This is a genomic window from Labrys neptuniae (assembly GCF_040797145.1).
GTDB lineage: Bacteria > Pseudomonadota > Alphaproteobacteria > Rhizobiales > Labraceae > Labrys > Labrys neptuniae.
Window position 1 is genome coordinate 93,036 of record NZ_JBFNQD010000013.1, and the last position, 25,150, is coordinate 118,185.

The following is a 25,150-nucleotide window of genomic DNA, read 5'->3' on the forward strand; positions in this document are numbered from 1 at the left end:
ATTCAACGCATGGTCGTTCGTCCCATCTTTCTGCCGCCGCCACCTCCGCCGAAGATCACGCCCAAGAACGACATCGACCGCATCGCAGAACTTCGAGCCCAGGCGCAGAAGCTGCGTGAGCAGATCCGACTCGCACAGAAGATGGGCGAGGCCGAAGAGGCCACCAAGCTGCAGAAGGAACTCAAGCAGACCAATACGGAGCTGACGAAACTCGAGCCGCCGGCGACGGCACCAAGCCCGGTCGTTACGCCGCTGGCCTTCGCGAACACTACGCCGCTGATCCCTTCATCCGGTGCACCGACGGTAACCCCCGCCTTGTTCGTCACGCCCCAGAGCGGCACGCCGGCCGTTACGCTCGTCGACAATCCGGCTCCCGCCGATACGCCGAAGCCGGGGGCCGATGCCGGCGCCATCGTCAAGGACGTTCAGACAGGCAAGAGCGTCGACCAGATCGCCACCGAACGCGGGCTGACGCGCGACCAGGTGCTCAATGAGCTCAAGGCCGGCGGCCTCGACATCAAGACAACCGATCCGAAGAGCGACAATGGCGACGTCCGCACCACTGAGATCAGCGACCCCAAGACCGGCCAGACCGTCACCGAATATTACGATTTCCAGCACGGCACCTACTACACCCAGGTGAAGGACGCCAAGGGCAAGGAGACCGACACGCCGGTGCGCGACGAATCCGGCCAGAAGATCACCACCAACTACGACCCGAAGACGGGAACGACGACAACCCGCCGCGAGGACGATCTGGGAACGGGAACGATCACCCAGACGACGCAGCTCTCCAATGGCGTGACGACGGTGAAGACGACCGGCGCGGACGGCAAGTCCACCACGGTGGTGACCGATGCCAAGGGGCAGAAGACCACGCTTGCCGCCAGCCAGGACCCAACCCGCAAGGGAGCCGAGGGCATCGGGAAGGATGTCGCCGCCGGCAAGAGCATCGACCAGATCGCCGCCGAACGCGGGCTGACCAAGGAGCAGGTGACCGCCCAGCTCGCGGCCGCGGGCCTGGAGGTCAAGACGAGCCAGCCCACCAGCGACAATGGCGACGTGCAATCGACGGAGATCGTCGACCAGAAGACCGGCAAGACGGTCACCGGCTACTACCAGGACTATCAGCACGATTCCCAAACGGTGCGCACGACCGACGAAAAGGGCAATGCGGTCACCACCAGCACGGAAGCCAACGGGACCGAGACCAAGAGCGTCGTGGAGGGCAATGGTCGCACCACGCGCACCGTGAAGCAGGGCAAGGACACCACCGTCTCCGTGACCTTCAACGGCTACACGCTGACCACCAAGCCGGATGGCAGCATGACCCTGCATGACGACGCCACCGGGCGCGACGTCAAGGTCAAGCCCGACAGCGCCGAGGCCGCGCTCGCCCAGACCCTCGTCTCCATCGACCCCAAGAGTTCCGATCCGCAGGAAGCCAAGAAGGCCGAGATCGTCAAGACCACCCTCGACGGCATCTTCGCCGGCGAGGAATTGCCAAGCCTGCAGCAGGCCGTCACCGACCTGCACCAGAAAACCCAGGACGCCATCGCAAAATATGGCGAGGGCCAGCCTGGAACCAATCCGACGGCGGAAAACCCCTATGGCACCCCGCCCCCCGGCAAGGCACCGTCGGGAGGCGACTGGGTGCCGAAGAACGGCAAATGGGTCGATCCGGTGGTCGCCAAGGCGATGGACGCCGAAAACGTCGCCATCGGGCAGCGGGCCGAGGCCAGTGCCAAGGTCAATCAGTCACAGGCACAGCTGAACGTCTACGCGCTCGATCCCGCCTATAAGGGCGCGATGACCGACGCCAAGGTCCTGCTCGACGACAAGCTGGCCCCCTTCGGCCTGCAATGGAACGCGCCGACGCCGGAGGGCTCGCTCGCCGACGCCAAGAAGGCCCTCACCGATGCCAACAGCCAGCTCACCAATGCGACAACGGCGCGCGAGAACTACGAGAAGGCCCAACGCCTTCTCGACCAGGCGATCAGCAAGCAGGCGACATTGCCGCCTCCGCCCCCCCTCCCCGGGCAGACGACGGTAAGGGCCACCGCCGCCGACGATCATACCAATTACGAATTGAAGGACGCCCAGTCCAAGGCGGCCCATGACGACGTGACTGCGCTGTTCTACCAGGCGGGGCTCTCTTCCAGCCAGGGCGACAAGGCACTGGCGGACTATCTCGTCGGCGTCCGGCAGCAGGAGGTCAACGCCACCAAGCCGGGCACGCCGGAGCGCACGGCGGCTGAGAAAAATCTCAGCGATGCCAAGACATTGAGCGAGAATGCCGGCAAGCAGGTCGATGCAGCCACGACCTATTCCAACTTCTATTCGGCCACGAGCACGCTTTCTGGCCAGGAAGTTCAGGCCACCGATCTCCGGCAGAAGATCCTGGCACAGTACCGCGCCGCCAATCCCGGCTCCTTCGATATGGAGAAGGAATATTCCACCTATGGCGGCGACTATCTGGGCAAGATCAAGGAACAGCACGTCATAGAGGATCCCAAGGATCATCAGCTCTACCTGGAGACCAAATACGAGCACGATACCAAACGGGTTCAACTGACCTTCGCGACCAGCGACAAGAACATCCGCGAGGACCTGCGCAACGGTGAACTCAACAAGCAGTGGCAGGCGCTTCTCAACAACCCCGCCAACGCCAATATGTGCTACGCCGACGGCCGGGGAGGCCTGGCGGCGGCCAAGGCGGCGCAGGTTTCGGCCGGCCAGCAGATCCAGGCGATGATGAAGGACCAGCTCGGTCTGGTGCGGGACGGTCTCGACAAGCAGATCACCGGGCTGAAGACCGATCTCGATGGCGCCCTCAAGCAGCACGGCCCGGGCAGTGTCGAGGCGCCCGCAGGCCTGCTGCCCCAGGGTACCCAGCCTGTGGAAGTCACGGTCAATGGCCAGAAGGTGCAGGTGACCCCGGACATGGCCGGCGACGTGCAGCGCGGCGGCATCGATGCCATCGTCAAGAGCGGCAAGCCTGTTCGCATGGAGGTCAATGGCCAGTGGTTATGGGTCCATCCCGACGTCGCGGCGGCCCAGATCCGGCTCGATGCGGCGCAGGATCAGCGCGCCAGCGTCGAGAATGCCCGCCAATCGGCCGAGCGCTCCGAACAATGGTATTCCTTCCTGCTAACCCAGCCGCTCAAGCTGTTGGACGATGCGGGATCGGCGCCCTATTATGCCCATCTGCAGAGCGTCTATCTCGACGACCATCCCGACCAGGCGATGTCGGTCTACCAGGCCACGTTCCAGAACCTCTACAATTCCGGCTACAATGACCAGTTCACGCCGCTCGAGGGGCGCCAGGCCCAGGAAGGGCTGGTTGCGCGCACCCTCGGCCTCGACACTTCCAGCGACGATGGCCGCACGACCCTCGACAAGGTCGTCGACGAGATCCGCGACATCGGCGGCAACACCGCCTCGGTCAAGGTCGTGCCCCTGTTCTATGTCGACGACAAGGTCGGTGCGCAACAGGTCTCGCTTTTCGCCGTCCAGGATGGCGATAAGACCTGGTATGTCGATGCCACCGGCCAGAAATTCGAGTCCATCAAGGATTTCCAGGACAACAACCGCCAGTTCCAGGAAAGCGGCAAGCTGATCGTGCCTGTTGGCCTCAGCATGAAGCCCGGGGCCGACGGCAAGATCGACCTGGAGATCGTGCAGGCCCGCAATGTCTCGACCTTCGACAAGATCATCGATCCGATCGTGGGCATCGGCACCGCCCTCGCCACGGCCGTCGCCGTCATTCCCAATCCCTTCTCGCCGCTCGCCGCCGGCGTGGCCTATGCCGGGGGCGCCTATCTCGGCACCCGCGCCGTCATCAAGGAAGTGGACTATCTCCAGCATGGCGGCGAACTGGGCGACATGGAATCGATGATGAACATCGGCACGGTGGCCACCACCGTCCTGCCGATGGGATCGAGCGTGTTGCGCACCATCGGCATGGCGAAAACCACGGAATTGTCGGTGACGCAGGCGTTCCGGGCCAGCATCGGCATGACCGGGCAAGGCAGCTCCGTCGCCACGACGGCAGACGCCTATATGAGGAGTTCGGGCGGGCTGAACCGTACCGCGCGCGGCCTCGACTGGGCGGCCATCGGCACGGGCGTGCCGCTGACGGCAGTGTCGGCCCATGACCTGGCCGCTTATGGCGACCAGATGAGCGGCCTTGAATTCGCCAGCGCGTTGACCAGCCTCGGCGTCGGCGTCGCCGGCACGGGCCTGGGCGTCAAGGGGCTGCGAGCCACCAAGCCGCTCGCCGCGGCCGACGAGTCGGCCGGCGGGTCCCCTTCGACGGCATTGCCTGCCTCGGTAAATACACGCTCGTTCGGCTCGGAAAACGGCCGCACGCTGAACTATCTTCCCGACGGTACGGTGACGATCGGCGGGCAGCCTGTGGCTGCCAAGGACCTGTCGATCGGGCTGTCCAACAAGGGCGCGGTCGACAAGGACACTTTCCTGGTGATCGCCGACGAGACCAACCTGCCTGGCGCGACCCAGCTGATCGAGGACCTGCGCAATGCCGGCTATCGCGACGGCCAGGGCATCACGATCCTCGCCTGCCGCGCCGGTTCCCTCGACCATCAAACCGGCAGTCCCCTCACGCGGTCCCTCGCCGGCGAGGTGGCCGACAGGCTCGGCGTGCGGACGCGCGCCTATGACGGACCTGTCGAGCTTGCCGGCGCCATCAAGCCTGCCGAAGGAGGCAAGGAGGTGGTCGAACTGCCCGGCCTGCCGCTGACCGATGTTTCCGGTGGCGCAACGCTCCAGCAACCCAACCATGCCGCCCAGAGCGACTTCTGGTTTGGAGGCGGCAGGGATGCGGCGCCTCCTGCCTCCCCGAGCAGCGTACATGGTGCCGGCGACGGCCCCATCGACCCGATCACCCTAGGCAAGAAGACCGCCCCCACCCCTTCGGGCCAATCGCCGAAAAGCACGCCTCCCACGCGCAAGCAATTGCAAGCCACCGATCCCAAGCAGTTGGACTTCACCCAGCTCAACGCCAAGAACGTGCCCTGGCTGAAGCCGGACCAGGTCGCCGCGTTCACGCCCAAGCAGTGGGAAGCCTTTAAACAGGCCGGACTGCAGGGTTCGCTCACGCGCGGCCAATTGCAGGCGATTCCGGAAAACAGGATCAGGAATATCGACGCCGGATCCCTGACGAAATCCCAGGTTCGCTCGCTGACCAAGGCTCAGGTCGCGGCCCTCAATGGCAAGCAATTGCAGGGGCTCCATCAGGCCGGCCTGCAGGAGCACCTGACTCAGGGCCAGATCGGGGCGATACCCGACAATCGCGTCCAATATCTCGATAGCGCCAGTTTGACGAAAAGACAGATCGGGGGTCTCTCTCAGGCCCAGATCGCGGCAATGACCAACAGCCAATGGAAAGCCTTCAATCAGGCGGGGCTGCTGCCTCATCTGTCGCGGGCTCAAACGCGCTCGATCCCAGAGAACCGTATTGCAGACCTGAATATCGGCTCCATGCTGCCCAAGCAGGTCTCCTGGTTGACCTTGAAGCAATGGGAAGCCTTCAAGCGATCCGGCCTGCAGGGGCAGTTGACGCAGGCCCAGATCGGCGCGATCCCGAGCAATCGCGTCAAATATCTCGATATCGCCAGTCTGGACGCCAAGCAGGCCGGATGGCTGAAACCCGATCAGCTTTCGGCACTGACCAAGTCGCAGATCAGAGCCTTTTCCGGCGAACAGCTGCGCGCTCTGCCCAATGCATCTGTCGCCGATATGGCAGCCACCCTGACACGCAAGCAGATTCCCGAATTGACGCTGGCGCAGATGGAGGCGGTTGGCGACACCCAGAAGAAAGCGATGAGCGAGGAAGGGCGCAAGCTCCTGGACGAACTCATCGAGGTCCGCAACCTGTCTCCGGATGACATCGCCCGCCTCTCGCCGAGTGGAATCGTCAATCTCACGCCCGATCAATTGAGGGATCTGACGCCGGACCAATTACGCGCCATCGCGCCCAAACGCATCAAATATCTCGATCTGGCCGAGCTCAACCCCTCGCAACTGGCTGAGTTGACGCCGGAGCAGGTGAAGAAACTCAGGCCGAACCAATTGGCAGGCCTGAAGGACGATCAATTGCAGGCCCTCACGCCAGCCCAGGTCGATGTGCTCAAGCCTTTCCAGACCGCCCTGCTGAAGGGCAACCAGCGCTCGGCCCTCAACGGCTACACGCCCGCCTCGGCGCCAGTGCGGGCGCTGGCAAAAATGCGCGCGATGGGCGTCGACGATCTCGTTCTCACCACGACCGCCACGGCCACCTTTGCCGCCGTCTGGCCAGCCCTGCCACCGCATGTCCAAGCCTACATGCGAGCCGGTGGTCTCGCCTGGCGCGGTCTGACCATGAGCGCCGCTGCGGCCCTGCCGGGCAAATGGACGGCGCTCCACACGCCGCTGGGCCGTATCATGAAGATCGGCGATGCGCTGAGCTATCTGCCGACCCAGGCGGCCGGCATCCCGACCTCGGTCACTCTGGGCGGTGCCGGCGGAGCCCTGTTTGAAGGAAGCAACGCCTTCTATTTCGCCAAGGCCGTGCGCGAAGCCCGCACCGGCCGGCCCACCATGCCGATGGCCGACAAATGGAACCTGCCCTCCTATGCGATCGGGAGCGGCCTCTCGCTCGGCGATTCCATCCCCAAGGACGGCTCGAACCTCTCGAGCCTGCCTGGCGTGCCGGATTTCGTGTCAAAAGGGTTCGACTTCGTTCCGGGCGCCGCCGATACGGTCGACAACGCCGCCTTCCTCCTCGGTTCGGCCTATCTGTGGGCACGCGGTGCCCGGACAGGACTGGGACGCGGGAAATGGGAGCCTAGTATGTCAGGCTTCGATCGTGTCGTCTTCGGTGTCACCTTCGGCGGCGGCATGATCCTGTTCAGCGGCATCGTGGTCGCGAATTGGCTGGATCAGCAGAACAAGGCAAATGCCCCAGGGGTACAGCCCTCTGGCAACAATTCCACGCCGACCCCGACGCCGACGACACCGGCGCCAGCAACGCCAACACCAACGCCGTCAAAGACGACACCAACGCCCACCACCTCGCCTACCGCCACCAGTTCCTCAACTCCCTCGCCGACCACGACGAAAGCGGGCCCGAACAAGCCTCTGCCGAGAGAACCCGGCACATCGGAGGCGACGCCGGCCCAGTTCGTCGTCTCGGCGGATGACGGGCTCAATCTGCGGGACGAGCCGGCTGGCGATTCCGGTGTGGAGACGGTGATCCGGCCAGGTTCCCTGGTCAAGGAAACGGGCGTTTCCAAAACCGACGAATCCGGCAGGACCTGGGTTCCCGTCAGTGCCCATGGCGCGGATGGCACGGAGCATCAGGGCTGGGTCGAAGCCAGTTTCGTGCAGACCCATCCGGCCGGAGCACAGGATGGCGAGGGACGTCTCAATCCCGAACTCGAACGCCAGGGCTATCAGCCGATCATCGCCCGCGACGGCGATACGATGGGCGGCATCGCGCGCAACCATTCGGCCGATGTGCGGGAAACGGTGTTGCTCAACATGGGCCACATCGCTATCCCGGACGTCATCTTTGCCGGGGACCGCATCTACCTGCCTGGCGCGACGGCATGAGATGAGTTCGGAAGCATTCCGAGCCCGCAGGAGTCCGATCTCGCCTTGATTCAGGTCAATGCAAGGCACCGATGACAAGCCCAATCTGCTCCCTGGCTTCGAAGCGAGCCATGGAGGCACAGATGGGCGTGATCATTCGATTGTTGTTGTTCGTGGCGGCGCCCGTCGCCGCTCTTTTCGTGGCCAGGGATTCCCTCAATTTCCAGATCGCCCAGGTGTTCTTCGCGATGATGATCTTCATCGCCGTCGGCGTGATCGCGGCTTTCTGGGCAGGCGGAAAGAAGACCTGATTCTTCCAGCGCGACATTCCCGGGAAGACTGACCGTCGGACCTAAAAAATGATGCTAAGACAATGATTTATGCCAAAGCGTGGGCCAGAAAACGGATCCTCTTCCCGAATATGGCTCTGTGCATCCGATAGGTTCGTCCCAAACGCCAGCCTCGGCCCTGGAAGCCAACACAGCACCCGGAAGGGTTGCGGAGCGCCCTTGTCGGCAATTTCTACAAGAATTTATCAGTATTTTCGTACCTCCGACTACCGCACGACGACCTCGGCGCCAATCGAGGCGCGTTGATAGAGATCGATCACGTCATCGTTCGTCATGCGGATGCAGCCCGAAGAATTGGCCGTGCCGACAGTCCAGGGCGCATTGGTGCCGTGGATGCGATAGAGGGTATTGCCGATATAGAGCGCACGCGCGCCGAGCGGGTTGTTGGGCCCACCGGCCAAGCGCACCGGCAGGTAGTGTCCCTGTGCGGCCTCTCTTTCCCGCATTTCGGCAGGCGGACGCCAATCGGGCCATTCCTTCTTGTCGAGAATGCGGTCCCGGCCCGACCAGGAAAAACCCTCGCGTCCGACCCCGATGGCATATTTGAGCGCCCTGCCGTCGCCGAGCACGTAGTAGAGGCGGCGCTCGCCGGTGTCGACGATGATCGATCCCTTGGGATGGGGTTCGGCGAAGGCCACGATTTGGCGCGCGATCGGCGGCGTGCGCCGCGTCGCCGGTTGACGGGCGGCCCCAGGGGCGGGCTCACCGACGACATCCCCCGGATTGTCCGAGGGCGCGATGACCACGTCATCCTCGCCGTCATAGACCCATGTGCGCGGATCGTAGCCGCCGGCCTGGGCCGCGGCGATACCCATCATCGACAATGATACGGTGCCGGCGACAGCGACAGCCATCGCGGCTCTGCGCATGACGGATTGCAGGATCATGGGTTTGCCTCGCAGCCAGCGGCACGCATGAAGACGCCCTGCTTCGACCGTCATTTCCCCTGCTCTCCCCTGCGCGTCGCCTCGTTCGAAAACCGTAACAACGTACCTCCAGCCGCAGCACGAATCTGAAGCGTTTGGCACTTGCCTATGGATCTATAATCCAATTGGACTTTCATTTCAGCGACGATCACGATAATGTGCGGCACGGTTTGGCAGGCAAATCATGCCGCATGGGACTCACGCTCGAAGAGCGGACGCGTCGTTGCACAGGTAAGGGGCATGGAATTTGAGACCAGCAGGATGGCTATGGGAACGCGTCGTCGCTCCCCTGCCATTCTCGGCTTCGCAGTCGGATTTTGCCTGTGCGTGGCGGCTTTGCCCACGCGCGCAGCCGAGCCTGACTGGCCTGCCGGTTCCTACAAATACATCACCATCGACCAGTCGGTACGCGACGCCTTGACCGAGTTCGGCCGCAACATCCACGTTCCGGTAAAGCTCAGCGACGGGGTGAAAGGTCGCCTGAGTGCCGGCATGCCGATAGGCACGGCGCGCGAGTTCCTGCAATGGGTCTGCGACCGATACGGACTGGTCTGGTATTATGATGGCTCCAGCCTGGCCGTGGCGACCGAAGCCGAAATGCGTACCGACATGTTCAAGGTCGACGCAGCCACCCTGCCCGGCATCCCCGGCCGACTGCGGGAACTCGGCGTCGCCGATGCACGCTACCCCATCAAGATCGCCCAGAACGAGCGGGTCGTCTCGGTTTCCGGCCCGCCTGCCTATATCGACGCCGTCCGCAAGGCGCTCGGCGTGCTGACCGAGCCGTCCGGTCCGACGCGGGCGCGCGAAGTCGACGGTTCGGCCGAAAATGTTGTGCCGGTGCGTGTTTTCCGAGGCCGGCGCGCCGAGGTCGAGACCTCGCCCGCCGCCAAGCATCCAGGAGAGAGCAAATGAAGATCGAGAGCAACGGTATCAGCCCGACCAATCAGCCCGACCCGAGCAAGGAAAGCCAGGAAGCGGCCCTGCAGAAGCAGATGGAAGAAACCCTCGCCAACTTCGCCGTGAGCATGGCCCAGCAGCAGGGCGACCGGGCTCTGGAAGGCATGCAGCAGGCCCGCAACGAGGAAGGCTGAGCTGGAACCGGAAGGCAGGCCCCAATCGGCGATCGATGAGGAATGAACATGCAGCTTGCAGACGCTGCCATAGGCGCGGTTTCGGCGGCACCCACCCAGTTCCAACCGCCCCAGCCACAGGCGAATGTCGAGCATCAGCTCTTCGACTATCTCGTGGAGATGGAAAAGAGCGTTGGCAGAACCGGGCAGCCCAATGATCCCGCCACCCTCGTCGGCGGTGCCCTCCACTCGCTCGAAGGGGTGGTGCAGCAGGCCCAGTCGGCCTTTGCCAAGAACGGGCCCCAGGCAGGTTCCGCCCCGCCGGCCGGCGAAGGAACCGGCAATGCCGCGGCCGGCAATGAAGGGCCACCGGGCCAGCCGAACGCGGATCTGACGCTGGATCGCGCCATTTCCTTCATGTGGGCGGCAGCCAATGTCTCCGTCGCCATCAACAGCGTGACGGCCGCCACCGGCTCGGTCAACACGCTGATCAAACAGCAATAGTGCGTGGCGGGGGCTCCGTGAGGCCAGTATCGATGCATCGGTTGCCGGCCTGGCTGCGCCGGTTCGGCACCGTCTTTGCTCTTGTCGGCGTGCTGTTCCTGCAGGCCTGCACGGTGGAACTCTATACCGGCCTCAGCCAGCGCCAGGGCAACGAAGTAGTCGCCGCCCTGGTGCGCAAGGGCATTCCCGCCCAGCGCCAGATCGACAAGGAAGGTACGGTGACCGTCCTGGTCGACAAGGCGCGCTTTGCCGAAGCCATGTCCGTGCTCGACGCGATCGGGCTGCCGAAGGAGAAATTCGCCACCCTCGGCCAGGTGTTCAAGCGCGACGGGCTCGTCTCCTCCCCGGTGGAGGAACGCGCGGCGATGATCTACGGCCTCAGCCAGGAACTCTCGCAAACCATCTCCGACATCGACGGCGTGCTGTCGGCCCGCGTCCATCTCGTCCTGCCGGAGAACGATCCGCTCAAGCAGCAACTGGTGCCGTCCTCGGCATCGGTCTTCATCCGCCATCGCACCTCGGTCGACATGAAGGAACTGGTGCCGCAGGTGAAGATGCTGGTTGCCAACGGCGTTGCCGGCCTGACCTATGACAATGTTTCGGTCATCCTCGTGCCGGTCGCGGCGGCGGTCGAGCCGACCACGAGCGAGCCGGGCCTCACGAACTTCATGGGCATCTGGCTGCATCCCGACGACCTCGCGCGTGCCATGTGGATCGTCTACGGGCTGATCGCCATGGTCGTGCTCCTGGTCGGGAGCCTGGCCTATCTTCACTGGCGGCGGCGGCGCGATGTCTACACTCTCGACAGCGCTCCTCCCCTTCGCGCCGTGAAGAGGGCGCCATGACCGGCAAGATCGATGCTGCCCAGGCCTGGCAGTCCTTTCTGCACAAGCCGGCCCTTCATGCGATTGCGGCGCGCCTGGTTCCCTGTTTCGGCGGCTCGCTGGGTGACGAGGCTTGCGCCCATATGCTGACTGCCGGGCGGCTGGAGGCAAGGCTCTCCAGCCTGATCGGCGAGCATTACGGCTTTTCTCCCCAGGAGCCGCAGGTCGATGAAGGCGACCGGGCCATCGCGCTCTGTGACCCGGACGCGCTGGCCGATATCGCGCTGAAAGCCGGCGCGATCTACTGGGCCGCCGCTTTCGCCGGCGTGATCCGCCGTGAGACCACGGCGGCGCTGCATGCGCAACTCGGCGAAGCGCTCTGTGAATTCGCGGTGGTCAATCGCGACCTTGCCGGTCCCGAACAGGACCTCGACCCGATCGCCGGCCTGACGGGGCGGGTCACGGCCGATGGCTGGCGCTGCCTCGGCGCCTGGTGCGATGCCCTGCCGGCGGGTGTCGGGATGCGGGTCCGCCTCAAGCTGCCGCCCCGTCCGGAACTCGATGGCATCGGACCGGCGCCTTCTACGCAATTGGGCCCGCCGATCGTGCGGCGGGCCGCTGGCTCGAGGTAGAAGATGGCAGGGCAGGACACAGGCCCCCTGGCCGATCGACCCAGGCGCCCGACCGGGCGCATCCTGCGCGCGGCGGAGGCAAAGGCCTGGCAGGACGGCTATGGCTTTCTGGAAACCGCGCGGCAGGACGCCGGACACCTGCGCGAGGCAGGACGGCGGGCCTATGCCGCCGAATATGCGCAGGGCTATGAAGACGGGCTTGCCCAAGGCAAACGGGAGGCTGCACGTCTCGTCACCGAGACGACGGCCAAGCTCGATCGCTATTTCGAGGGTGTCGAAAACCAGGTCAGCGGCCTGGTACTGGAAGTCGCCCGGCGCCTGCTGGGCAGCTTCGATCTCGACGAACTCGTCGCCAAGATCGCCCGCCAGGCCGTCGCCGAGGTCAGGCAGGCCAAATATCTCAGGCTCACCGTTCACCCCGATTCATATGGCAGGGTTCGCGAGGAACTCGACGCACTCACGCGGGAGCGGCAATTCGGCTTCCCCATCGAGGTCGAGACCGATCCTGCCCTCGCGCGTGATGCCTGCATCGTAGCGAGTGAGGCCGCCGTGATCGATGCCGGTATCGGAACCCAGCTCGATGCCGTCGCCGCTGCACTCGGGTCGGCGAGAAAGGCAGCGTCATGACCGACGCCTCCATCGACATCGACGCGAGACTCGCCGACATCGTTCCGCGCCTCGGCAAGCGGCTGCGGGAAGAGAACCAGCGAACACGAAGCGGGCGGGTGCGCGAAGTCGTCGGGGTCGTCATCCATGCCACGGTGGAAGAGGCGCGGCTCGGCGAAATCTGCGACCTGGTCGATCCGAAGACGGGCCGCCGCGTCAGGGCCGAGGTCGTCGGCATTGCCGATGGTTCTGCCGTGCTGGTTCCGCTCGACGACCTGGCTGGCCTGTCGAGCCTGACCGAAGTGATTCCGGTGGCGGCCCAGCTGCAGATCGGCGTCGGTCCGGGCCTGCTCGGCCGCGTGGTAAGCGCTCTTGGCGAGCCGCTCGACGGCCGGTCGCTGCATGGCGATACCCTCGATGACCGGCGCCCCGTACACGCTTTCCCTCCGTCGCCGCTCTCGCGCGGGCTGATCAGCGAACCGATCCAGCTCGGCATCCGCGCGCTCGACGGCATGCTTACCTGTGCCCGCGGCCAGCGCATCGGCCTGTTCGGTGAGCCAGGTATCGGCAAATCGACCCTGCTCGCCAATATCGTACGCGGCACCGACGCGGATGTGGCCGTGGTCGCGCTGGTAGGCGAGCGCGGCCGCGAAGTGCGCGAATTCGTCGAGCATGCGCTGGGCCCCGAGGGCATGGCGCGTACCGTCATCGTTGCGGCAACCTCGGACAGGCCGGCGATTGAACGCGTCAAGGCTGCCTTCGTCGCCACCACCATCGCCGAATATTTCCGCGACCGGGGCCAGCATGTCCTGCTGGCGATGGACAACATCACACGCTTCGCCCGAGCCCAGCGCGAAATCGGCCTGGCCTCGGGCGAACCGCCGACACGGCGCGGCTTTCCGCCCTCCCTTTTCGCGGCGTTGCCGCGCCTGCTCGAGCGGGCCGGCCCGGGTCAGATCGGCACCATCACCGGCCTCTACAGTGTGCTGCTCGAAGGGGACGGCACGCTCGACCCGGTGGCCGAGGAGCTGCAGGCATTGCTCGACGGCCATGTCTTCCTGTCGAGCGATCTGGCCCGGCGCGACCATTTCCCGGCCATCGACATCCTGCGCAGCAGAAGCCGCCTGATGAATGCGGTGGTCTCGCAGCAGCACCGCGCCGACGCGACCCACATACGCGAGCTGATGTCGCGCCACGCCGAGGTGGAACTGCTTGTGCGCATCGGCGAATACCAGAAAGGCAGCGACGCCGTCGCCGATGAAGCCGTCGCCAAGATCGACCGGATCAATGCCTTCCTGCGTCAGCCCTCCGATCAGCAGGAAGCCATGGAACACACTGCCGAACGCTTGCGGGATATCGTCAATGGCTAGGCCGGCGATCATCTCCCAGCTCCACAGGATCCGCAGCTTGCGCGAGCGACGCGCCCTGGAAGCGGTTGCCCACCAGCAGCGCCTGGCTCGCGAAACACAGGATCGGGCGCGATCGGCGGCCAGCGCGCTCGCCACTCGCCTCGAGCAGGCTGCGGCCGACGAACGAGCCTCCTTCGTCGATCTCATGGGCCGGCCGCTGACGGCCCAGGACCTGCTGGCGCTGCGCGGCCGCTTCCAGCTTACCGCCAGCGAAGTGGAGCAGCTGCGGCAGGCGACGGAAGAGGCAAGGCAGGCTGAAGCCGGGCAGCAGCAAAAGCTGATGCAGGTACGCGAGGACCACCACGCCCGGCGCAAGGCCGTCGAGAAACTGACCCGTCTCGTCGACGAGATGAGATCGCGCAGCAGGCGCCGGCTGGAGGCGATCGAGGAAATCACGATCGAGGAGGAAGCGACCCTCGCGGCCGCGTCAAAGCTCAAGCCAGGAAGAGCGTGATTTTCGCATGCATCAGAGACTAGCGGCACTTGGAAAAACGCGACAGCGCCCTGCGGCCGCCCCCCCGGTCTCGGCGGCCCGCCTGCAAGCGATCACCCCCGCGGATGCCGCGGCCCTCAACGCCTTCTATCGCCATCGTCCGCCTGTGAAGATCCGCGTTGCCGGTGAGGAGTTCCTGCTTTCCGTCCTGTGGCAACCGGCGGTGGATCCGGACACGACCACCGCCATCGACTTCAAGGTCGGTGCCGCAACGGGCCGTCTTTGTCTCGCGCCTGCACAGTTCGAACGCTGGCTGGCGCGGGCCAATCCTGGCGCCACAGTCGGGCCGCTGGCCCCCGCGCATGCTGCCCTACTGCTGGAATCCTACCTGCGGGATGAGATCGCCTGGCTGGAACAGCAACTGGACGGGACGATCGAGCTGATCGCAGCCACCGGGCTCAGCTCCCCGCCCGATATGCCCTTCGCGTTTGCCCTCCGGTCCACTGGCCAGGCCGAAAGCGCCTGCTTTCTGCAGGCGGACGCCACGCTCGCCACCAGGATCGGCCGTATCCTCGACACCGCATCGGGCAAGCCTGCCGTTCGCCGGCTCGATCTGCCCCTGCCCGTCAGCCTCTGGTGGGCCGCGACCAGCCTTTCGGTGGGGGAACTGCGTACCCTCCAGCCCGGCGACATCGTCATGACCGATGGCTGGACCCGCGGAGCGCAAACGGTCCTGGTGGTGCTGGCCGGGCGCCGGGCGGCGCTGGCGGAGCCGATCGGACAGAGCGGCAGACTTGTTTCGGCACCGATGCCGATCAGCAAAACGAGATGGGGATGGATCATGGATGAACCACAATCGGCAAGCGGACAGCCTGACGACGCGGGCCTGGAGGATTTGCCGGTGACGGTCGTCTTCGAACTCGCCCGCATGACGATGCCTTTGCACGAGGTCAGCCGGCTCGCTGCCGGTTCCATCGTGCCGCTCCCCGAGCTTTCCGAGCCTGCGGTCGATCTCGTGGCCAATGGCAAGTGCATCGGTCGCGGAGAGATCGTGAAGGTCGGTGACGGCATGGGAGTGCGTATCGTTCGCATGGCAACTGATGCTTGAGGGCTCGCCCAATCTTCTCGGCCTTCTCGTCGCGGTCGGCCTGGTCGGCATTCTGCCGCTGGCCGTGGTGACCATGACGGGTTTCCTGAAGATCTCCGTCGTCCTCTTCCTCATCCGTAACGCGCTCGGTGTCCAGCAGACACCGCCCAACCTGGTGATCTACGGCATCGCCCTGGTGCTGACGGTCTATGTGACGACGCCCTTGATCGGCGAGATCTCGGGACGTCTGCAGCAGGAAAACATCCAGTTCCAGACCACGCAGGACCTGACGCGCGCAGCCGAGCTGGCCCGCGAACCGCTCAAGCAGCATCTGCTGCGCTACACCCAGCCCCAGGAGCGCCAGTTCTTCCTGGACGGCACCAAGCGGCTGTGGCCGGAACCGGCACGGGCGGAAGTGAAGGATGACGACCTGCAGATCCTGGTGCCGGCCTTCGTCGCCTCCGAACTGACGCGGGCCTTCGAGATCGGCTTCCTGCTCTACCTGCCGTTCCTCATCATCGATGTGGTGGTCGCCAATGTGCTGATGACGCTGGGCATGATCATGGTCTCGCCGACACTGATATCCATTCCGCTGAAACTGCTGCTCTTCGTGGCGATCGACGGCTGGTCGCGCCTGATGCACGGCCTGATCCTCAGCTACAATTGACGGTTGCACCGCAAGGACCGCCCGATGGCCAATGATTTCATTCTTGCCAAGGTCCAGAGTGCCCTATGGATGGTGCTGATCCTCTCCGGGCCTGCCATCGTGGCGGCGCTGGTCGTCGGCCTGCTCATCGGCTTTGCGCAGGCGCTGACTCAGATCCAGGACCAGAGCCTGCCGCAGACCGTCAAGCTGGTCGTGGTTCTCGTCGTCATCCTGCTGGTCGGCCCGCTCCTCGGCTACCAGATCGCCAACGAGGCGTCCAAGGTCATGGACGAGTTTCCCGTCGTGACGCGCCAGTGATGGAAAACCTGTTTGCATCCCTCAAGGGGCTGGAAACCCTGGTCCTGGCCAGTGCCCTGGCCACGGCGCGCATCGTCGGCCTGGTCGCGCTGATGCCGCTGTTCTCCCGTACCCGGCTGGCCGGGATCCTGCGCACCGGCGTGGCGCTGGCGCTGGCGCTGCCGGTCATCCCGATGACCGTCGACATTGCCGGGCGCGGCCATGTCGACGCGCCCATGATGCTCATGCTGATGCTCAAGGAAGTGGTGATCGGCGCCCTGCTCGGCTTCGTGCTCGGCATCCCGTTCTGGGCAGCGGAGGCCGCCGGCAACATCGTCGACCTGCAGCGCGGCTCGACCATGGGCACGCTGATCGATCCGATGATGACGCATGAGACGAGCGCCACGGGCACGCTGCTGATGATCGTCATGGTGGGCATCTATCTGGCCGCCGGTGGCCTTCATCATACCTTGAGCGCGCTGTACGACAGCTATGCGCTCTGGGCGATCGACAGTCTCTCGCCGATCTTCAGCCGGGATGCTGGCGCCATCCTGCTGACCTTGCTGACGCGCATTCTCGGCATGGCGCTGACACTGGTGGCGCCTCTGATCGTCAGCCTGCTGCTTTCGGACGTCGTGCTCGCCTTTCTCGCCCGCGCCTCGCCGCACCTCAATATTTTCGCCCTGTCGCTGGTGGTGAAGACCCTCGTCTTCAGCCTCGTCTCGGTGCTCTATGCCGCCTTCCTCATCCATTACATGACCAGCGATCTCGCCTTCCTGGACCAGGGCGTAAACGACCTCAAAGCACTTGTCGGTGGAGCGAGGTAGCGATGGTCGCAAAAGCCAAAACAAACTGCCCGGTCATAAGGAACCTGTGCGAGCGCTCGGGCCGGCAGCCGAACAACAAAGAGCCGTTCCAGCCATCGAAAGAACCAAAAAATATAATAATTCTAATTGCTTGTTCGAGATTTCTCTACTCTCGCAGCAAGCTGGGGGCCACAGAAATCAATGGGACGTCCACACATCGCGACGAGGTACGAAGAATTCCGCATGGTCGGCGCGACCAGTCTGCGCGAAGCGATCAGGCTCGGCCATTATCGCGGCCACACCGCCGGCCTGGCGGATGGCAAGCTGCAGGCAGACGTCATCATCCTGCCGAACAGCCTTGCCGACGACTTCCTGGAATATTGCATGCGCAACCCCAAATCGCTGCCCCTGGTCGGCGTCAATCGGGCCGGAGATCCCAGCCTGCCTACTCTCGGCGAAATCGACGTGCGTACCGACCTGCCGCAATATGATGTCTTCCATGCCGGGCCACAGACCTGGAGCAGGACCGACATCATCAGCCTGTGGCGTGACGATCTGGTCGCCTTCGCACTCGGCGGCACATTCAGCTTCGAGCATATGCTCCGACGGAACCGGATCGAGGTGCGCCATGTCGCCATGAGCCAGAACGTGCCGCTCTATCGCTCCTCAATCCGTACCCAGGGCGTGGGCATGTTCGGCGGCTACATGGTCGTCTCGATGCGGCCGATCCGAAAGGATCTCGTCGACAGGGCTCGCGCCATGACGGCACGTTTTCCGCACGCCCATGGCTCGCCGGTCCATGTCGGCGATCCCACGGAGATCGGCATCGACGACGTCGACAGCCCCGACTGGGGCGATGCCGTCGATGTCCGTCCCGACGAGATTCCCGTCTTCTGGGCTTCCGGCCTGACGGCGCAAAGCGTGCTGAAATGCTCGACGCCGGAGATGTTCATCACCAATACGCCAGGGCACATGCTGATAACCGATCTCGACGCCGATGCCGATGTCGGCCAGATCAGGCTGTTTTAGCCGTTCGGCATCGGCATCAATCGCGCAGCAGTGGCAGCAATCGTTCGCCCTGGCGCTTGATCTCGGACAGATAGGGCGTATCGGAAAGCACGAAATGCGTGATGCCGAGATCGCGATATTTGCGCAGTGAATTGGCGACATCGGCGGCCGAGCCGACCAGCCAGGTCGTGCCGGCACCGCCTCCGCCGAACTTGCCGGGGGCGGTATAGAGATTGTCGTCGAGCACGTCGCCGCGCGAGGCAAGATCGAGCAATCGGCGCTGCCCCTCGGCGACGGCCTGGCGGTGGTCGTGCCAGCCGGCGCCGTTGGTCCTGGCCATCTCGGCAACCTTCGCCTCGGCATCGGCCCAGGCCTGCTCCCTGGTGTCACGGACAAGCGTCGTGATCCGCAGGCCGAACTCCAGGGGTGGAAGATCGCGGTCCAGCGCCTTGCTCAAAGCCTTGAGGCGTTCGATGCGCTCCTGGACGCCACCGCGCGGCTCCCCCCAAAACAGCTGGACATCGGCCTCGGTTGCGGAGACTCGTTCCGCCGCCTCCGAAGCGCCCCCGAAATAGAGACGGGGATGCCGACGTTCGCCACGCGGGGAAAGGCGCGGCGCCGCGGTGGAGCCAGTAACCCGGAAGTGCTCGCCTTCAAAGGTGACGTTCTCCTCGGTCCAGAGCCTGCGCACCAGGCGCATGAATTCCCGGGTGCGGGCATAGCGATGTGCCTGCTCCCCCTCGGCATCGCCATAGGCCGCCAGATTGTCCAGGCCCGACACGACGTTCACGCGCACGCGGCCGCCGCTGAGCTGATCGAGCGTGGCGGCGGCGGAGGCGAACTGGGCCGGCTGCCAATAGCCGGGCCGGATGGCGATCAGCGGCTCGAAAGTGGTGGTCCGTACGGTAAGGGCAGTGGCAAGAGTGAAGGTATCGGGCCGGCCCCAGCCGGTGCCGATCAGTGCGCCCTTCCAGCCATGGCCCTCCAGAGCCCGGGCATGGCTGGTCAGCGTCTCCAGGCTGTTGTGATCCGCGGCGGCCGCGTCGCCGCGATGGCCGGCCCTGACGTCATTGGGGATGTACCACAGATATTCGCCCGTCCCGCTCATGGCGTCGGCCCGCCATTGCCCGTGGCTGCGGAGCGGTGGTGATCGCCGGCTTGGCGTGCTTCGCTACTCGACATGGTCGGTCTTTCCGTAAGCATTCCTGATGTCCTCGAGGGCGACCGCCAGTCGAAGACGTGACTGTGAGAGGTGGGCAAGGTCAGCGCACCTGCCCCCAGCGACGGATGGTGATCCTCTCCAATGTCGCGAACACCACATTCTCCATGACGAGGCCGATCAGGATCACGAGAGCGAGACCGGCGAAAACACGGTCGGTGTAGAGCTCGTTGCGGTTTTGAAAGATGAACCAGCCGAGCCCGCCCTTGCCGGACGAGGCACCGAACACCAGTTCCGCCGCGATCAGCGTGCGCCACGCAAAGGCCCAGCCGATTTTCAACCCGGAAAGGATGGCGGGCAAGGCGGCGGGCACCAGGATCTGAAAGACGTAGCGCACGCCCCGCAGGCCATAATTGCGGCCCGTCATGCGCAGGGTCTCGGGCACGGCCTGGAAACCGGCGAAGATGTTGAGGGAAAGCGGCCACAACACCGAATGGATCAGCACGAACACCAGGCTGCCGGCGCCGAGCCCGAACCAGAGCAGCGCCAGCGGAAGCAGGGCGATGGCGGGCAGCGGGTTGAACATGGCCGTCAGGGTCGAGAGCAAATCCCGGCCCACTTGGGTTGCAACCGCGAGCGTGGTCAGCGCGAAGGCGAGGACGATGCCGGCGACATATCCCTGAACGAGCACGAGGAGCGACAGCCTCACCCGCTCGGGCAGCTCGCCGCTGGCCATGTCGGCTATGAAGGCCCGCGCGGTCGCCATGAAGGTCGGCAGCAAGAGGTCATTGTCCTGATAGCGGGCAAGAACTTCCCACAGCAGCGCGAGGGCCATGAGTATCAGGCTCTTGCGCAGCCAGCCCTGTTGCCAGAGGCGAGTCGCCAGCGGCAGCCGGCGTTCGAGCGCCACTTCGACGAAGGGCGGGAGGTCGCGCTCGAATTCCGGGCGGACAGGTGGAACGAGCGATCCGTTCGAGACCATGCTCATCCCCGTCCTCCCATGCCAATCCTCGCTTCGACCGCGCCTTCCGGCTCCTTCGCCTCCTCCTCGAACAGCAGGCGATGGATATGCTGGCTCGCGGCCTGGAAGGCCGTCCCGCCACTGCTCGTCAGGTCCCATTCATGGCTGTTGATCTCCGCGCGCACCCGGCCCGGACGTGGCGAGAGCAGCGCCACGCGGTTGCCGACGACAAGCGCTTCCTCGATGGAATGGGTGACGAACAGCAGGGTGAAGCGCACCTCGTCCCACAGGCGCAGCAGTTCCTCCTGCATCTTGCGCCGCGTCAGGGCATCGAGCGCCGCGAAAGGCTCATCCATCAGCAGGATTTCCGGCTGCATGGCGAGCGCCCTGGCGATTGCCACCCGCTGCTTCATGCCCCCCGAGAGCTGGTGCGGGAAGACGTCCGCGAAGCTGGCAAGCCCGACCTTGTCGAGGTAATGCAGGGCTCGCTCCCGCGCCTGGTGGCGCGGCAGGCGTCCGGAGGCGACGAGCGGGAAGACCACATTCTGCAGCACCGTCTTCCACGGCGGCAGCTGATCGAATTCCTGGAAAACCACGATACGGTCGGGGCCCGGCGCGCGTATCGGCCGCCCCCTGAGCACGAACTCCCCTTCGACCGGCCTGATGAACCCCGCCGCTGCCTTCAACAGTGTGGACTTGCCGCAGCCCGACGGCCCGAGCAGGACGAAACGATCGCCCTCGTAGACGTCGAGATCCACCCTATGCGTGGCCCGGACGACCTGATGGCGGGTCGCATATTCCAAAGTCACCGAACGTGCCTGCAGCAAAGGGGCTGGCAAGGCGTTCTCGACAGCTGGCTGCAGCGCACGCGAAACGTCACGCGGCTTGGAGAAGACTGGCTTGGAAAAACCCTGCAGGAGGCTGTCCGTCATGCGGTCTACCGATCACCCATCTCAACATTCTTGGAACGAAGCATTCAGCTGCCGCCGGAAATGCGAGGCTCGTCGAAGAAATAGTCCGACAGGCTCTTCGGCTCGTTCTTGATGGCGCCGACGCGGTGCAGGAACTGGCCGAGCCCCAGCGTGTTGTCGGGAGCGATCTTGAAGCTGACTTCCGGGTTCTTGATGATCTTGAGGAGCAGGTTGCGATCGGTCTTGGCGCCGGCTACCTCCAGGTAGATATCGGCCGCCGCCTCGGGATTGTCGCGGATGAACCTGGCGGCCTCGTCGAGACCGTCGAGGAAGGCCCTGTAGGTCTTGGGACTTTCCTTGACGAATTTCTCCGTGGCGTAGAGCACCGTCGAGGAGGCCGGACCGCCCTGCACGTCATAGGATTTCAGCACGACATGCGCCTTGGGATTGTCGGCGAGTTCCTGTTCCTGGAAGGGCGGGTTGCCGAAATGGGCGGTGATCTCTGTGCCACCCTTGATCACCGCCGCCGCGGCTTCCGGATGCGGCAGCGCGACCGAGATCTTGTCCAGCCTGTCATAATCGGCATCGCCCCATTGCTTGGCCGAGGCCCATTGCAGGATGCGCGACTGCACCGAGACGCCGACGGCCGGCAGCGCAATGCGGTCCTTGTCGGTGAAGTCGGCGATCGTCTTCACATTGGCGTTGTTGGTAACGAGGTAATAGGGAAAATTGCCGAGCGAAGCGACGCCCTTGACGTTCTGCTTGCCATGGGTGCGATCCCACAAGGTGAAGAGCGGTCCGACCCCTGCCCCCGCAATGTCGATGCTGCCCGACAGCAGCGCATCGTTCACCGCTGCCCCGCCCGAGAGCTTGACGAATTCGACATCGATGTCGACGCCTGCGGCCTTGCCGTGCTTTTCGAACAGTTTCTGCGCCTGCGCGACATTGAGCGTAAGATAGACGACGCCGAATTGCTGGGCGATGCGCAGTTTGCCCTCTTCTGCCTCTGCCGCCGAGGCAAACAGCAATCCCGCACCGGCCAGCAGCCCGATCATCGCCCGCATATGACGCCTCATGAAACACCCGTTCGTCGCTGGAAATTCCTCCAAATATAGAAAGTCTATTGAATTAGTCAATTTTATCCTACGAGCGAGCCTTTTCGGGGCGCACGGACGTCTCGTCCGCTCTTGGAAACGTTGCGTCCGGTTGGCGGGAAGAGGCGGACGAGACGTCCGCGCACCCGGAAAAGGCGCTGCTATTCGGGAGCGACACGCACCACGAGCTTGCCGAAATTGCGGCCATCGAGCAGGCCGATGAAGGCTTGCGGCGCCCTGTCGAGACCGTCCACGAAATCCTCCTTGTAGCGGAGGCGCCCCGAGGCGATCCATTCCGCCGCCTCGCGATAGAAGGCGGCGCGCTGGTCGGCGAATTCGCGCTGGATGAAACCGCGGATGAGAAGGCTCTTGCTCAGGACATCCCGCATCATCGAGGGCAAGCGATCGGGACCAGGAAAGGCATCCGGGCCGGCATTGTATTGCGCGATCAAGCCGCAGACGGGGATACGGGCAAAATCGTTGAGCAGCGGAAACACCGCATCCCATACGCGGCCGCCGACATTCTCGAAATAGATGTCGATCCCCTTGGGGCAGGCAGCGGCGAGCTGGGCGGCGAAATCGGGAGCATGGTGATCGACCACGGCGTCGAAGCCGAGTTCATCGCGCACGAAGGCGCATTTGTCGGCACCACCCGCAATCCCGACGGCCCGGGCGCCCTTGATCCGGGCAATCTGGCCGACGACCGAGCCGACAGCACCAGATGCCGCAGCAACGACGACGGTCTCGCCGGGCTTGGGCTGGCCGATGGTCAGCAACCCGGCGTACGCCGTGAAGCCGGGCATGCCGAGCACCCCGAGCGCCGTACTCAACGGCGCCGCCTTGGGGTCGAGCTTGCGCAACCCCACGCCATCGGACAGCGCGAAGCTCTGCCAGCCGGAATGGGAGAGCACGATATCGCCCTCCCGGTAATCGGGATGGCGCGAACGTATCACGCGGGCGACGGTACCTCCCTCCATGACATCCCCGATCGCCACGGGCTTGGCATAGGATTTGGCGGCGCTCATGCGGCCGCGCATATAGGGATCGAGCGAGAGATAGAGGATCTGCAGGAGGAGCTGCCCGTCCGCAGGCTCGCTGACCGGCACATTTTCGAACCTGAAATCGTTCGGGGAAGGCGCGCCGACGGGCCGGGAGGCAAGCACTATTCGCCGATTGATGAGGGTTGACGTCGTCATGCTCGAGCCGGCCTCCGTTCTGTGTGTTTCAAGAACGCCCGTTTTCCGGCTACCGAATGTCAGGCGCCGGCAACAGGACGCCAGTTGCATTTAAGCGCGCTTGCGGAAATGTCATCGCCGGTCCCGCTCATATTTTCGTGCGATGGAGCACCGGCCCGGATGACGGATCACCCAAGCCGCGAGCCGACGCCAGGATGACGACCAGCGGGAGACGGCCCTTGTGTCCCGCGCATCATCTCTCCTTCGGCTGCCTGCTTCCCATCCTTTTTGATGCATTTCAGACGGAAGCCCAGGAGGCTTCCGTCTCTCACCGCAGATCGTCGATCACTTTCGGGCGTCGAGCTGGTCGATAGCCTGCACGTTCCCGGCCGAAGGGCCCTCAGGATCGAAATTCGACGACAGCCAGGTATCGACGATGGCCTTGGCGAGTTCCGGACCGACGACGCGCGCACCCATGGTGATGATCTGGGCGTTGTTCGACTTGGCTGCGCGTTCCGCCGAATAGGTGTCATGGGTGAGAGCCGCCCGGATGCCTGGCACCTTGTTGGCGGAGATGCACACGCCGATGCCGGTGCCGCAGAACAGGATGGCGCGATCATGCTTGTGATCGACGACGTCCTGCCCGACCTTTGCGGCGAGGTCTGCGTAATAGCCCGACTGGCTGAGATCTGTGACCTCCAGGTCCGGGCGATTGGCCAGATGCGCAGCGATGACGTCGAGCAGGGGCTTGCCCGCGCTGTCGGCTCCAAGTGCGATTTTCATGACGGTCTTCCTTCCTTGTATAAGTGAGATCGGTTGCACTAGGGGCTATGCCGACAGGGCCCGGGCCGTGCGTTCGAGGATGTCGAGATAGCCTTCGGCCTGCCAGGCGGAGCGCCCGATGAAGAGCCCGTCGATATGGGGCTGGCCGATGAGGTCGGCGGCATTGGCCGGATTGACACTGCCGCCATAGAGAACCGCAGGAGATGTCCCGAGCCGGTTCGCCGCCACCTGCTTGATCAAGGCCTGCTGGCGATCGGCATAGTCGGCGCTGGCTGGAATGCCGTTTTCGCCGATGGCCCAGACCGGTTCATAGGCGAAGATGATCTCGGCAGCAGGCTTGCCGTCGCCAAGCTGCGCGAGCGCGCCCTCGACCTGGGTTGCAAGCACCTCTTCGGCCCTACCGCTCTCGCGCTCAACCAGGGTCTCGCCGACGCAGACCAGCGGTATCAGGCCGTGCTTGATGGCTGCCGCCGTCTTCAGGCCGACGGTACGATCCGTCTCGCCGAAATGCTCCCGCCGCTCGCTATGGCCGAGCTCGACCAGGTCGAGGCCGCAATCCCGCAGCATCGGCGGCGAAATTTCGCCGGTCCAGGCTCCCGCATCGGCCCAATGCATGTTCTGCGCACCGACCTTCACGCGCGTCCCGGCCAGCGCCTTTTTGACCTCGCGCACCAGGGTGAAGGGCGGGATGACGAAGGGCTGCAGGCGATCGTCGACCGAAGCCAGTGCCTGAGCCAAGACTTTCGCGAAAGCCAGACCCTCTTCCAGGGTCTTGTTCATCTTCCAGCTGGTGCCGACCCAGTGACGTGTCATTTTCCAAGTATCTCCGTGCCGACCACGACCGGCCGACTTGCAAATCGGTACGTTTCAGAC

23 protein-coding genes are annotated in these 25,150 nt (G+C 64.4%); 15 read left to right on the top strand and 8 right to left on the bottom strand.

Annotated features, from left to right (window positions below; translation table 11 throughout):
• The first annotated feature begins 9 nt into the window (after nt 1–9).
• Nucleotides 10–7,614 (top strand): DUF4781 domain-containing protein, encoded by a 7,605-nt coding sequence (locus ABXS05_RS27370; protein ID WP_367626047.1) that lies wholly within the window; start codon nt 10–12, stop codon nt 7,612–7,614.
• Between the two features lie 122 nt (nt 7,615–7,736).
• Nucleotides 7,737–7,904, top strand: a complete 168-nt coding sequence (locus tag ABXS05_RS27375; RefSeq protein WP_367626048.1) for a hypothetical protein — start codon at nt 7,737–7,739, stop codon at nt 7,902–7,904.
• 245 nt (nt 7,905–8,149) lie between these two features.
• On the opposite strand, the gene ABXS05_RS27380 is transcribed toward ABXS05_RS27375, so the two are convergent.
• A complete protein-coding gene (locus ABXS05_RS27380; protein WP_367626049.1) occupies nt 8,150–8,830 on the bottom strand; it encodes a L,D-transpeptidase in 681 nt (226 codons plus the stop codon).
• Nucleotides 8,831–9,136: 306 nt separating this feature from the next.
• Here ABXS05_RS27380 and ABXS05_RS27385 point away from each other — a divergent pair, with 306 nt between their 5' ends.
• The 13 genes from ABXS05_RS27385 to ABXS05_RS27445 all read left to right on the top strand — a co-directional run bounded on the left by ABXS05_RS27385 (nt 9,137) and on the right by ABXS05_RS27445 (nt 18,215).
• Nucleotides 9,137–9,784, top strand: coding sequence for a type III secretion protein (locus ABXS05_RS27385; protein WP_367626050.1), 648 nt, complete (start codon nt 9,137–9,139; stop codon nt 9,782–9,784).
• The gene (locus ABXS05_RS27390; RefSeq protein WP_068281412.1) at nt 9,781–9,963 is read left to right on the top strand and encodes a hypothetical protein; all 183 of its coding nucleotides are present in this window, start codon (nt 9,781–9,783) and stop codon (nt 9,961–9,963) included. The genes ABXS05_RS27385 and ABXS05_RS27390 overlap by 4 nt, the downstream gene beginning before the upstream one ends.
• Before the next feature lie 48 nt (nt 9,964–10,011).
• Nucleotides 10,012–10,446 (top strand): hypothetical protein, encoded by a 435-nt coding sequence (locus tag ABXS05_RS27395; protein ID WP_311936333.1) that lies wholly within the window; start codon nt 10,012–10,014, stop codon nt 10,444–10,446.
• Between the two features lie 32 nt (nt 10,447–10,478).
• A complete protein-coding gene (sctJ, locus tag ABXS05_RS27400; RefSeq protein ID WP_311936335.1) occupies nt 10,479–11,291 on the top strand; it encodes a type III secretion system inner membrane ring lipoprotein SctJ in 813 nt (270 codons plus the stop codon).
• Entirely contained in the window at nt 11,288–11,902 is a 615-nt protein-coding gene (locus ABXS05_RS27405) for a hypothetical protein (RefSeq protein ID WP_367626051.1), read from the top strand. The genes sctJ and ABXS05_RS27405 overlap by 4 nt, the downstream gene beginning before the upstream one ends.
• A 3-nt stretch (nt 11,903–11,905) precedes the next feature.
• Entirely contained in the window at nt 11,906–12,529 is a 624-nt protein-coding gene (sctL, locus tag ABXS05_RS27410) for a type III secretion system stator protein SctL (protein WP_367626052.1), read from the top strand.
• Nucleotides 12,526–13,878 carry a FliI/YscN family ATPase gene (locus tag ABXS05_RS27415; protein WP_367626053.1) on the top strand — a complete coding sequence of 451 codons (1,353 nt, stop codon included), beginning with the start codon at nt 12,526–12,528 and terminating at the stop codon, nt 13,876–13,878. Before sctL ends, ABXS05_RS27415 begins: the two co-directional genes overlap by 4 nt.
• Nucleotides 13,871–14,371 carry a type III secretion system stalk subunit SctO gene (sctO, locus tag ABXS05_RS27420; protein ID WP_367626054.1) on the top strand — a complete coding sequence of 167 codons (501 nt, stop codon included), beginning with the start codon at nt 13,871–13,873 and terminating at the stop codon, nt 14,369–14,371. The genes ABXS05_RS27415 and sctO overlap by 8 nt, the downstream gene beginning before the upstream one ends.
• A gap of 145 nt (nt 14,372–14,516) precedes the next feature.
• Nucleotides 14,517–15,458: a type III secretion system cytoplasmic ring protein SctQ gene (gene sctQ, locus ABXS05_RS27425; RefSeq protein WP_367626055.1), complete on the top strand. Its 942-nt coding sequence runs from the start codon at nt 14,517–14,519 to the stop codon at nt 15,456–15,458.
• Nucleotides 15,451–16,104 carry a type III secretion system export apparatus subunit SctR gene (sctR, locus tag ABXS05_RS27430; protein ID WP_311936348.1) on the top strand — a complete coding sequence of 218 codons (654 nt, stop codon included), beginning with the start codon at nt 15,451–15,453 and terminating at the stop codon, nt 16,102–16,104. Before sctQ ends, sctR begins: the two co-directional genes overlap by 8 nt.
• Before the next feature lie 24 nt (nt 16,105–16,128).
• Nucleotides 16,129–16,401 carry an EscS/YscS/HrcS family type III secretion system export apparatus protein gene (locus ABXS05_RS27435; RefSeq protein WP_068281421.1) on the top strand — a complete coding sequence of 91 codons (273 nt, stop codon included), beginning with the start codon at nt 16,129–16,131 and terminating at the stop codon, nt 16,399–16,401.
• Nucleotides 16,401–17,207, top strand: coding sequence for a type III secretion system export apparatus subunit SctT (sctT, locus tag ABXS05_RS27440; protein WP_311936350.1), 807 nt, complete (start codon nt 16,401–16,403; stop codon nt 17,205–17,207). Before ABXS05_RS27435 ends, sctT begins: the two co-directional genes overlap by 1 nt.
• 222 nt (nt 17,208–17,429) lie before the next feature.
• Entirely contained in the window at nt 17,430–18,215 is a 786-nt protein-coding gene (locus tag ABXS05_RS27445) for a putative hydro-lyase (protein WP_367626056.1), read from the top strand.
• A gap of 16 nt (nt 18,216–18,231) precedes the next feature.
• Here the strand turns inward: ABXS05_RS27445 and ABXS05_RS27450 are convergent, their stop codons facing one another.
• The 7 genes from ABXS05_RS27450 to ABXS05_RS27480 all read right to left on the bottom strand — a co-directional run bounded on the left by ABXS05_RS27450 (nt 18,232) and on the right by ABXS05_RS27480 (nt 25,090).
• Entirely contained in the window at nt 18,232–19,302 is a 1,071-nt protein-coding gene (locus tag ABXS05_RS27450; RefSeq protein ID WP_367626057.1) for an LLM class flavin-dependent oxidoreductase, read from the bottom strand.
• A 154-nt stretch (nt 19,303–19,456) separates the two neighbouring features.
• A complete protein-coding gene (locus tag ABXS05_RS27455) occupies nt 19,457–20,341 on the bottom strand; it encodes an ABC transporter permease (protein ID WP_367626058.1) in 885 nt (294 codons plus the stop codon).
• Nucleotides 20,338–21,246 carry an ABC transporter ATP-binding protein gene (locus tag ABXS05_RS27460; protein WP_367626059.1) on the bottom strand — a complete coding sequence of 303 codons (909 nt, stop codon included), beginning with the start codon at nt 21,244–21,246 and terminating at the stop codon, nt 20,338–20,340. The genes ABXS05_RS27455 and ABXS05_RS27460 overlap by 4 nt, the downstream gene beginning before the upstream one ends.
• 44 nt (nt 21,247–21,290) lie before the next feature.
• On the bottom strand, nt 21,291–22,301 hold the full coding sequence (locus ABXS05_RS27465) for an ABC transporter substrate-binding protein (protein WP_149249589.1): 1,011 nt from the start codon (nt 22,299–22,301) through the stop codon (nt 21,291–21,293).
• Between the two features lie 179 nt (nt 22,302–22,480).
• Nucleotides 22,481–23,515: an NADPH-dependent curcumin/dihydrocurcumin reductase gene (gene curA / locus ABXS05_RS27470; RefSeq protein WP_367626060.1), complete on the bottom strand. Its 1,035-nt coding sequence runs from the start codon at nt 23,513–23,515 to the stop codon at nt 22,481–22,483.
• Nucleotides 23,516–23,839: 324 nt separating this feature from the next.
• Nucleotides 23,840–24,277 carry a D-erythrulose-4-phosphate isomerase gene (gene derI / locus ABXS05_RS27475; protein ID WP_149249587.1) on the bottom strand — a complete coding sequence of 146 codons (438 nt, stop codon included), beginning with the start codon at nt 24,275–24,277 and terminating at the stop codon, nt 23,840–23,842.
• 45 nt (nt 24,278–24,322) lie between these two features.
• The gene (locus ABXS05_RS27480; RefSeq protein WP_367626061.1) at nt 24,323–25,090 is read right to left on the bottom strand and encodes a triose-phosphate isomerase; all 768 of its coding nucleotides are present in this window, start codon (nt 25,088–25,090) and stop codon (nt 24,323–24,325) included.
• Between the last annotated feature and the right edge of the window lie 60 nt (nt 25,091–25,150).

Bases quoted from the DNA above. Each gene is read 5' to 3' on its own strand.
- ABXS05_RS27415 (WP_367626053.1), top strand. From the start codon at position 12,526: ATGACCGACGCCTCCATCGACATCGACGCGAGACTCGCCGACATCGTT.
- sctL (WP_367626052.1), top strand. From the start codon at position 11,906: ATGGCAGGGCAGGACACAGGCCCCCTGGCCGATCGACCCAGGCGCCCG.
- ABXS05_RS27460 (WP_367626059.1), bottom strand. From the start codon at position 21,246: ATGACGGACAGCCTCCTGCAGGGTTTTTCCAAGCCAGTCTTCTCCAAG.
- derI (WP_149249587.1), bottom strand. From the start codon at position 24,277: ATGAAAATCGCACTTGGAGCCGACAGCGCGGGCAAGCCCCTGCTCGAC.
- ABXS05_RS27405 (WP_367626051.1), top strand. From the start codon at position 11,288: ATGACCGGCAAGATCGATGCTGCCCAGGCCTGGCAGTCCTTTCTGCAC.
- ABXS05_RS27380 (WP_367626049.1), bottom strand. From the start codon at position 8,830: ATGATCCTGCAATCCGTCATGCGCAGAGCCGCGATGGCTGTCGCTGTC.
- ABXS05_RS27465 (WP_149249589.1), bottom strand. From the start codon at position 22,301: ATGAGGCGTCATATGCGGGCGATGATCGGGCTGCTGGCCGGTGCGGGA.
- ABXS05_RS27375 (WP_367626048.1), top strand. From the start codon at position 7,737: ATGGGCGTGATCATTCGATTGTTGTTGTTCGTGGCGGCGCCCGTCGCC.
- sctT (WP_311936350.1), top strand. From the start codon at position 16,401: ATGGAAAACCTGTTTGCATCCCTCAAGGGGCTGGAAACCCTGGTCCTG.
- ABXS05_RS27450 (WP_367626057.1), bottom strand. From the start codon at position 19,302: ATGAGCGGGACGGGCGAATATCTGTGGTACATCCCCAATGACGTCAGG.
- curA (WP_367626060.1), bottom strand. From the start codon at position 23,515: ATGACGACGTCAACCCTCATCAATCGGCGAATAGTGCTTGCCTCCCGG.
- ABXS05_RS27435 (WP_068281421.1), top strand. From the start codon at position 16,129: ATGGCCAATGATTTCATTCTTGCCAAGGTCCAGAGTGCCCTATGGATG.
- sctJ (WP_311936335.1), top strand. From the start codon at position 10,479: ATGCATCGGTTGCCGGCCTGGCTGCGCCGGTTCGGCACCGTCTTTGCT.
- ABXS05_RS27385 (WP_367626050.1), top strand. From the start codon at position 9,137: ATGGGAACGCGTCGTCGCTCCCCTGCCATTCTCGGCTTCGCAGTCGGA.
- ABXS05_RS27395 (WP_311936333.1), top strand. From the start codon at position 10,012: ATGCAGCTTGCAGACGCTGCCATAGGCGCGGTTTCGGCGGCACCCACC.
- ABXS05_RS27445 (WP_367626056.1), top strand. From the start codon at position 17,430: ATGGTCGGCGCGACCAGTCTGCGCGAAGCGATCAGGCTCGGCCATTAT.
- ABXS05_RS27455 (WP_367626058.1), bottom strand. From the start codon at position 20,341: ATGAGCATGGTCTCGAACGGATCGCTCGTTCCACCTGTCCGCCCGGAA.
- ABXS05_RS27390 (WP_068281412.1), top strand. From the start codon at position 9,781: ATGAAGATCGAGAGCAACGGTATCAGCCCGACCAATCAGCCCGACCCG.
- ABXS05_RS27480 (WP_367626061.1), bottom strand. From the start codon at position 25,090: ATGACACGTCACTGGGTCGGCACCAGCTGGAAGATGAACAAGACCCTG.
- ABXS05_RS27370 (WP_367626047.1), top strand. From the start codon at position 10: ATGGTCGTTCGTCCCATCTTTCTGCCGCCGCCACCTCCGCCGAAGATC.
- sctR (WP_311936348.1), top strand. From the start codon at position 15,451: ATGCTTGAGGGCTCGCCCAATCTTCTCGGCCTTCTCGTCGCGGTCGGC.
- sctO (WP_367626054.1), top strand. From the start codon at position 13,871: ATGGCTAGGCCGGCGATCATCTCCCAGCTCCACAGGATCCGCAGCTTG.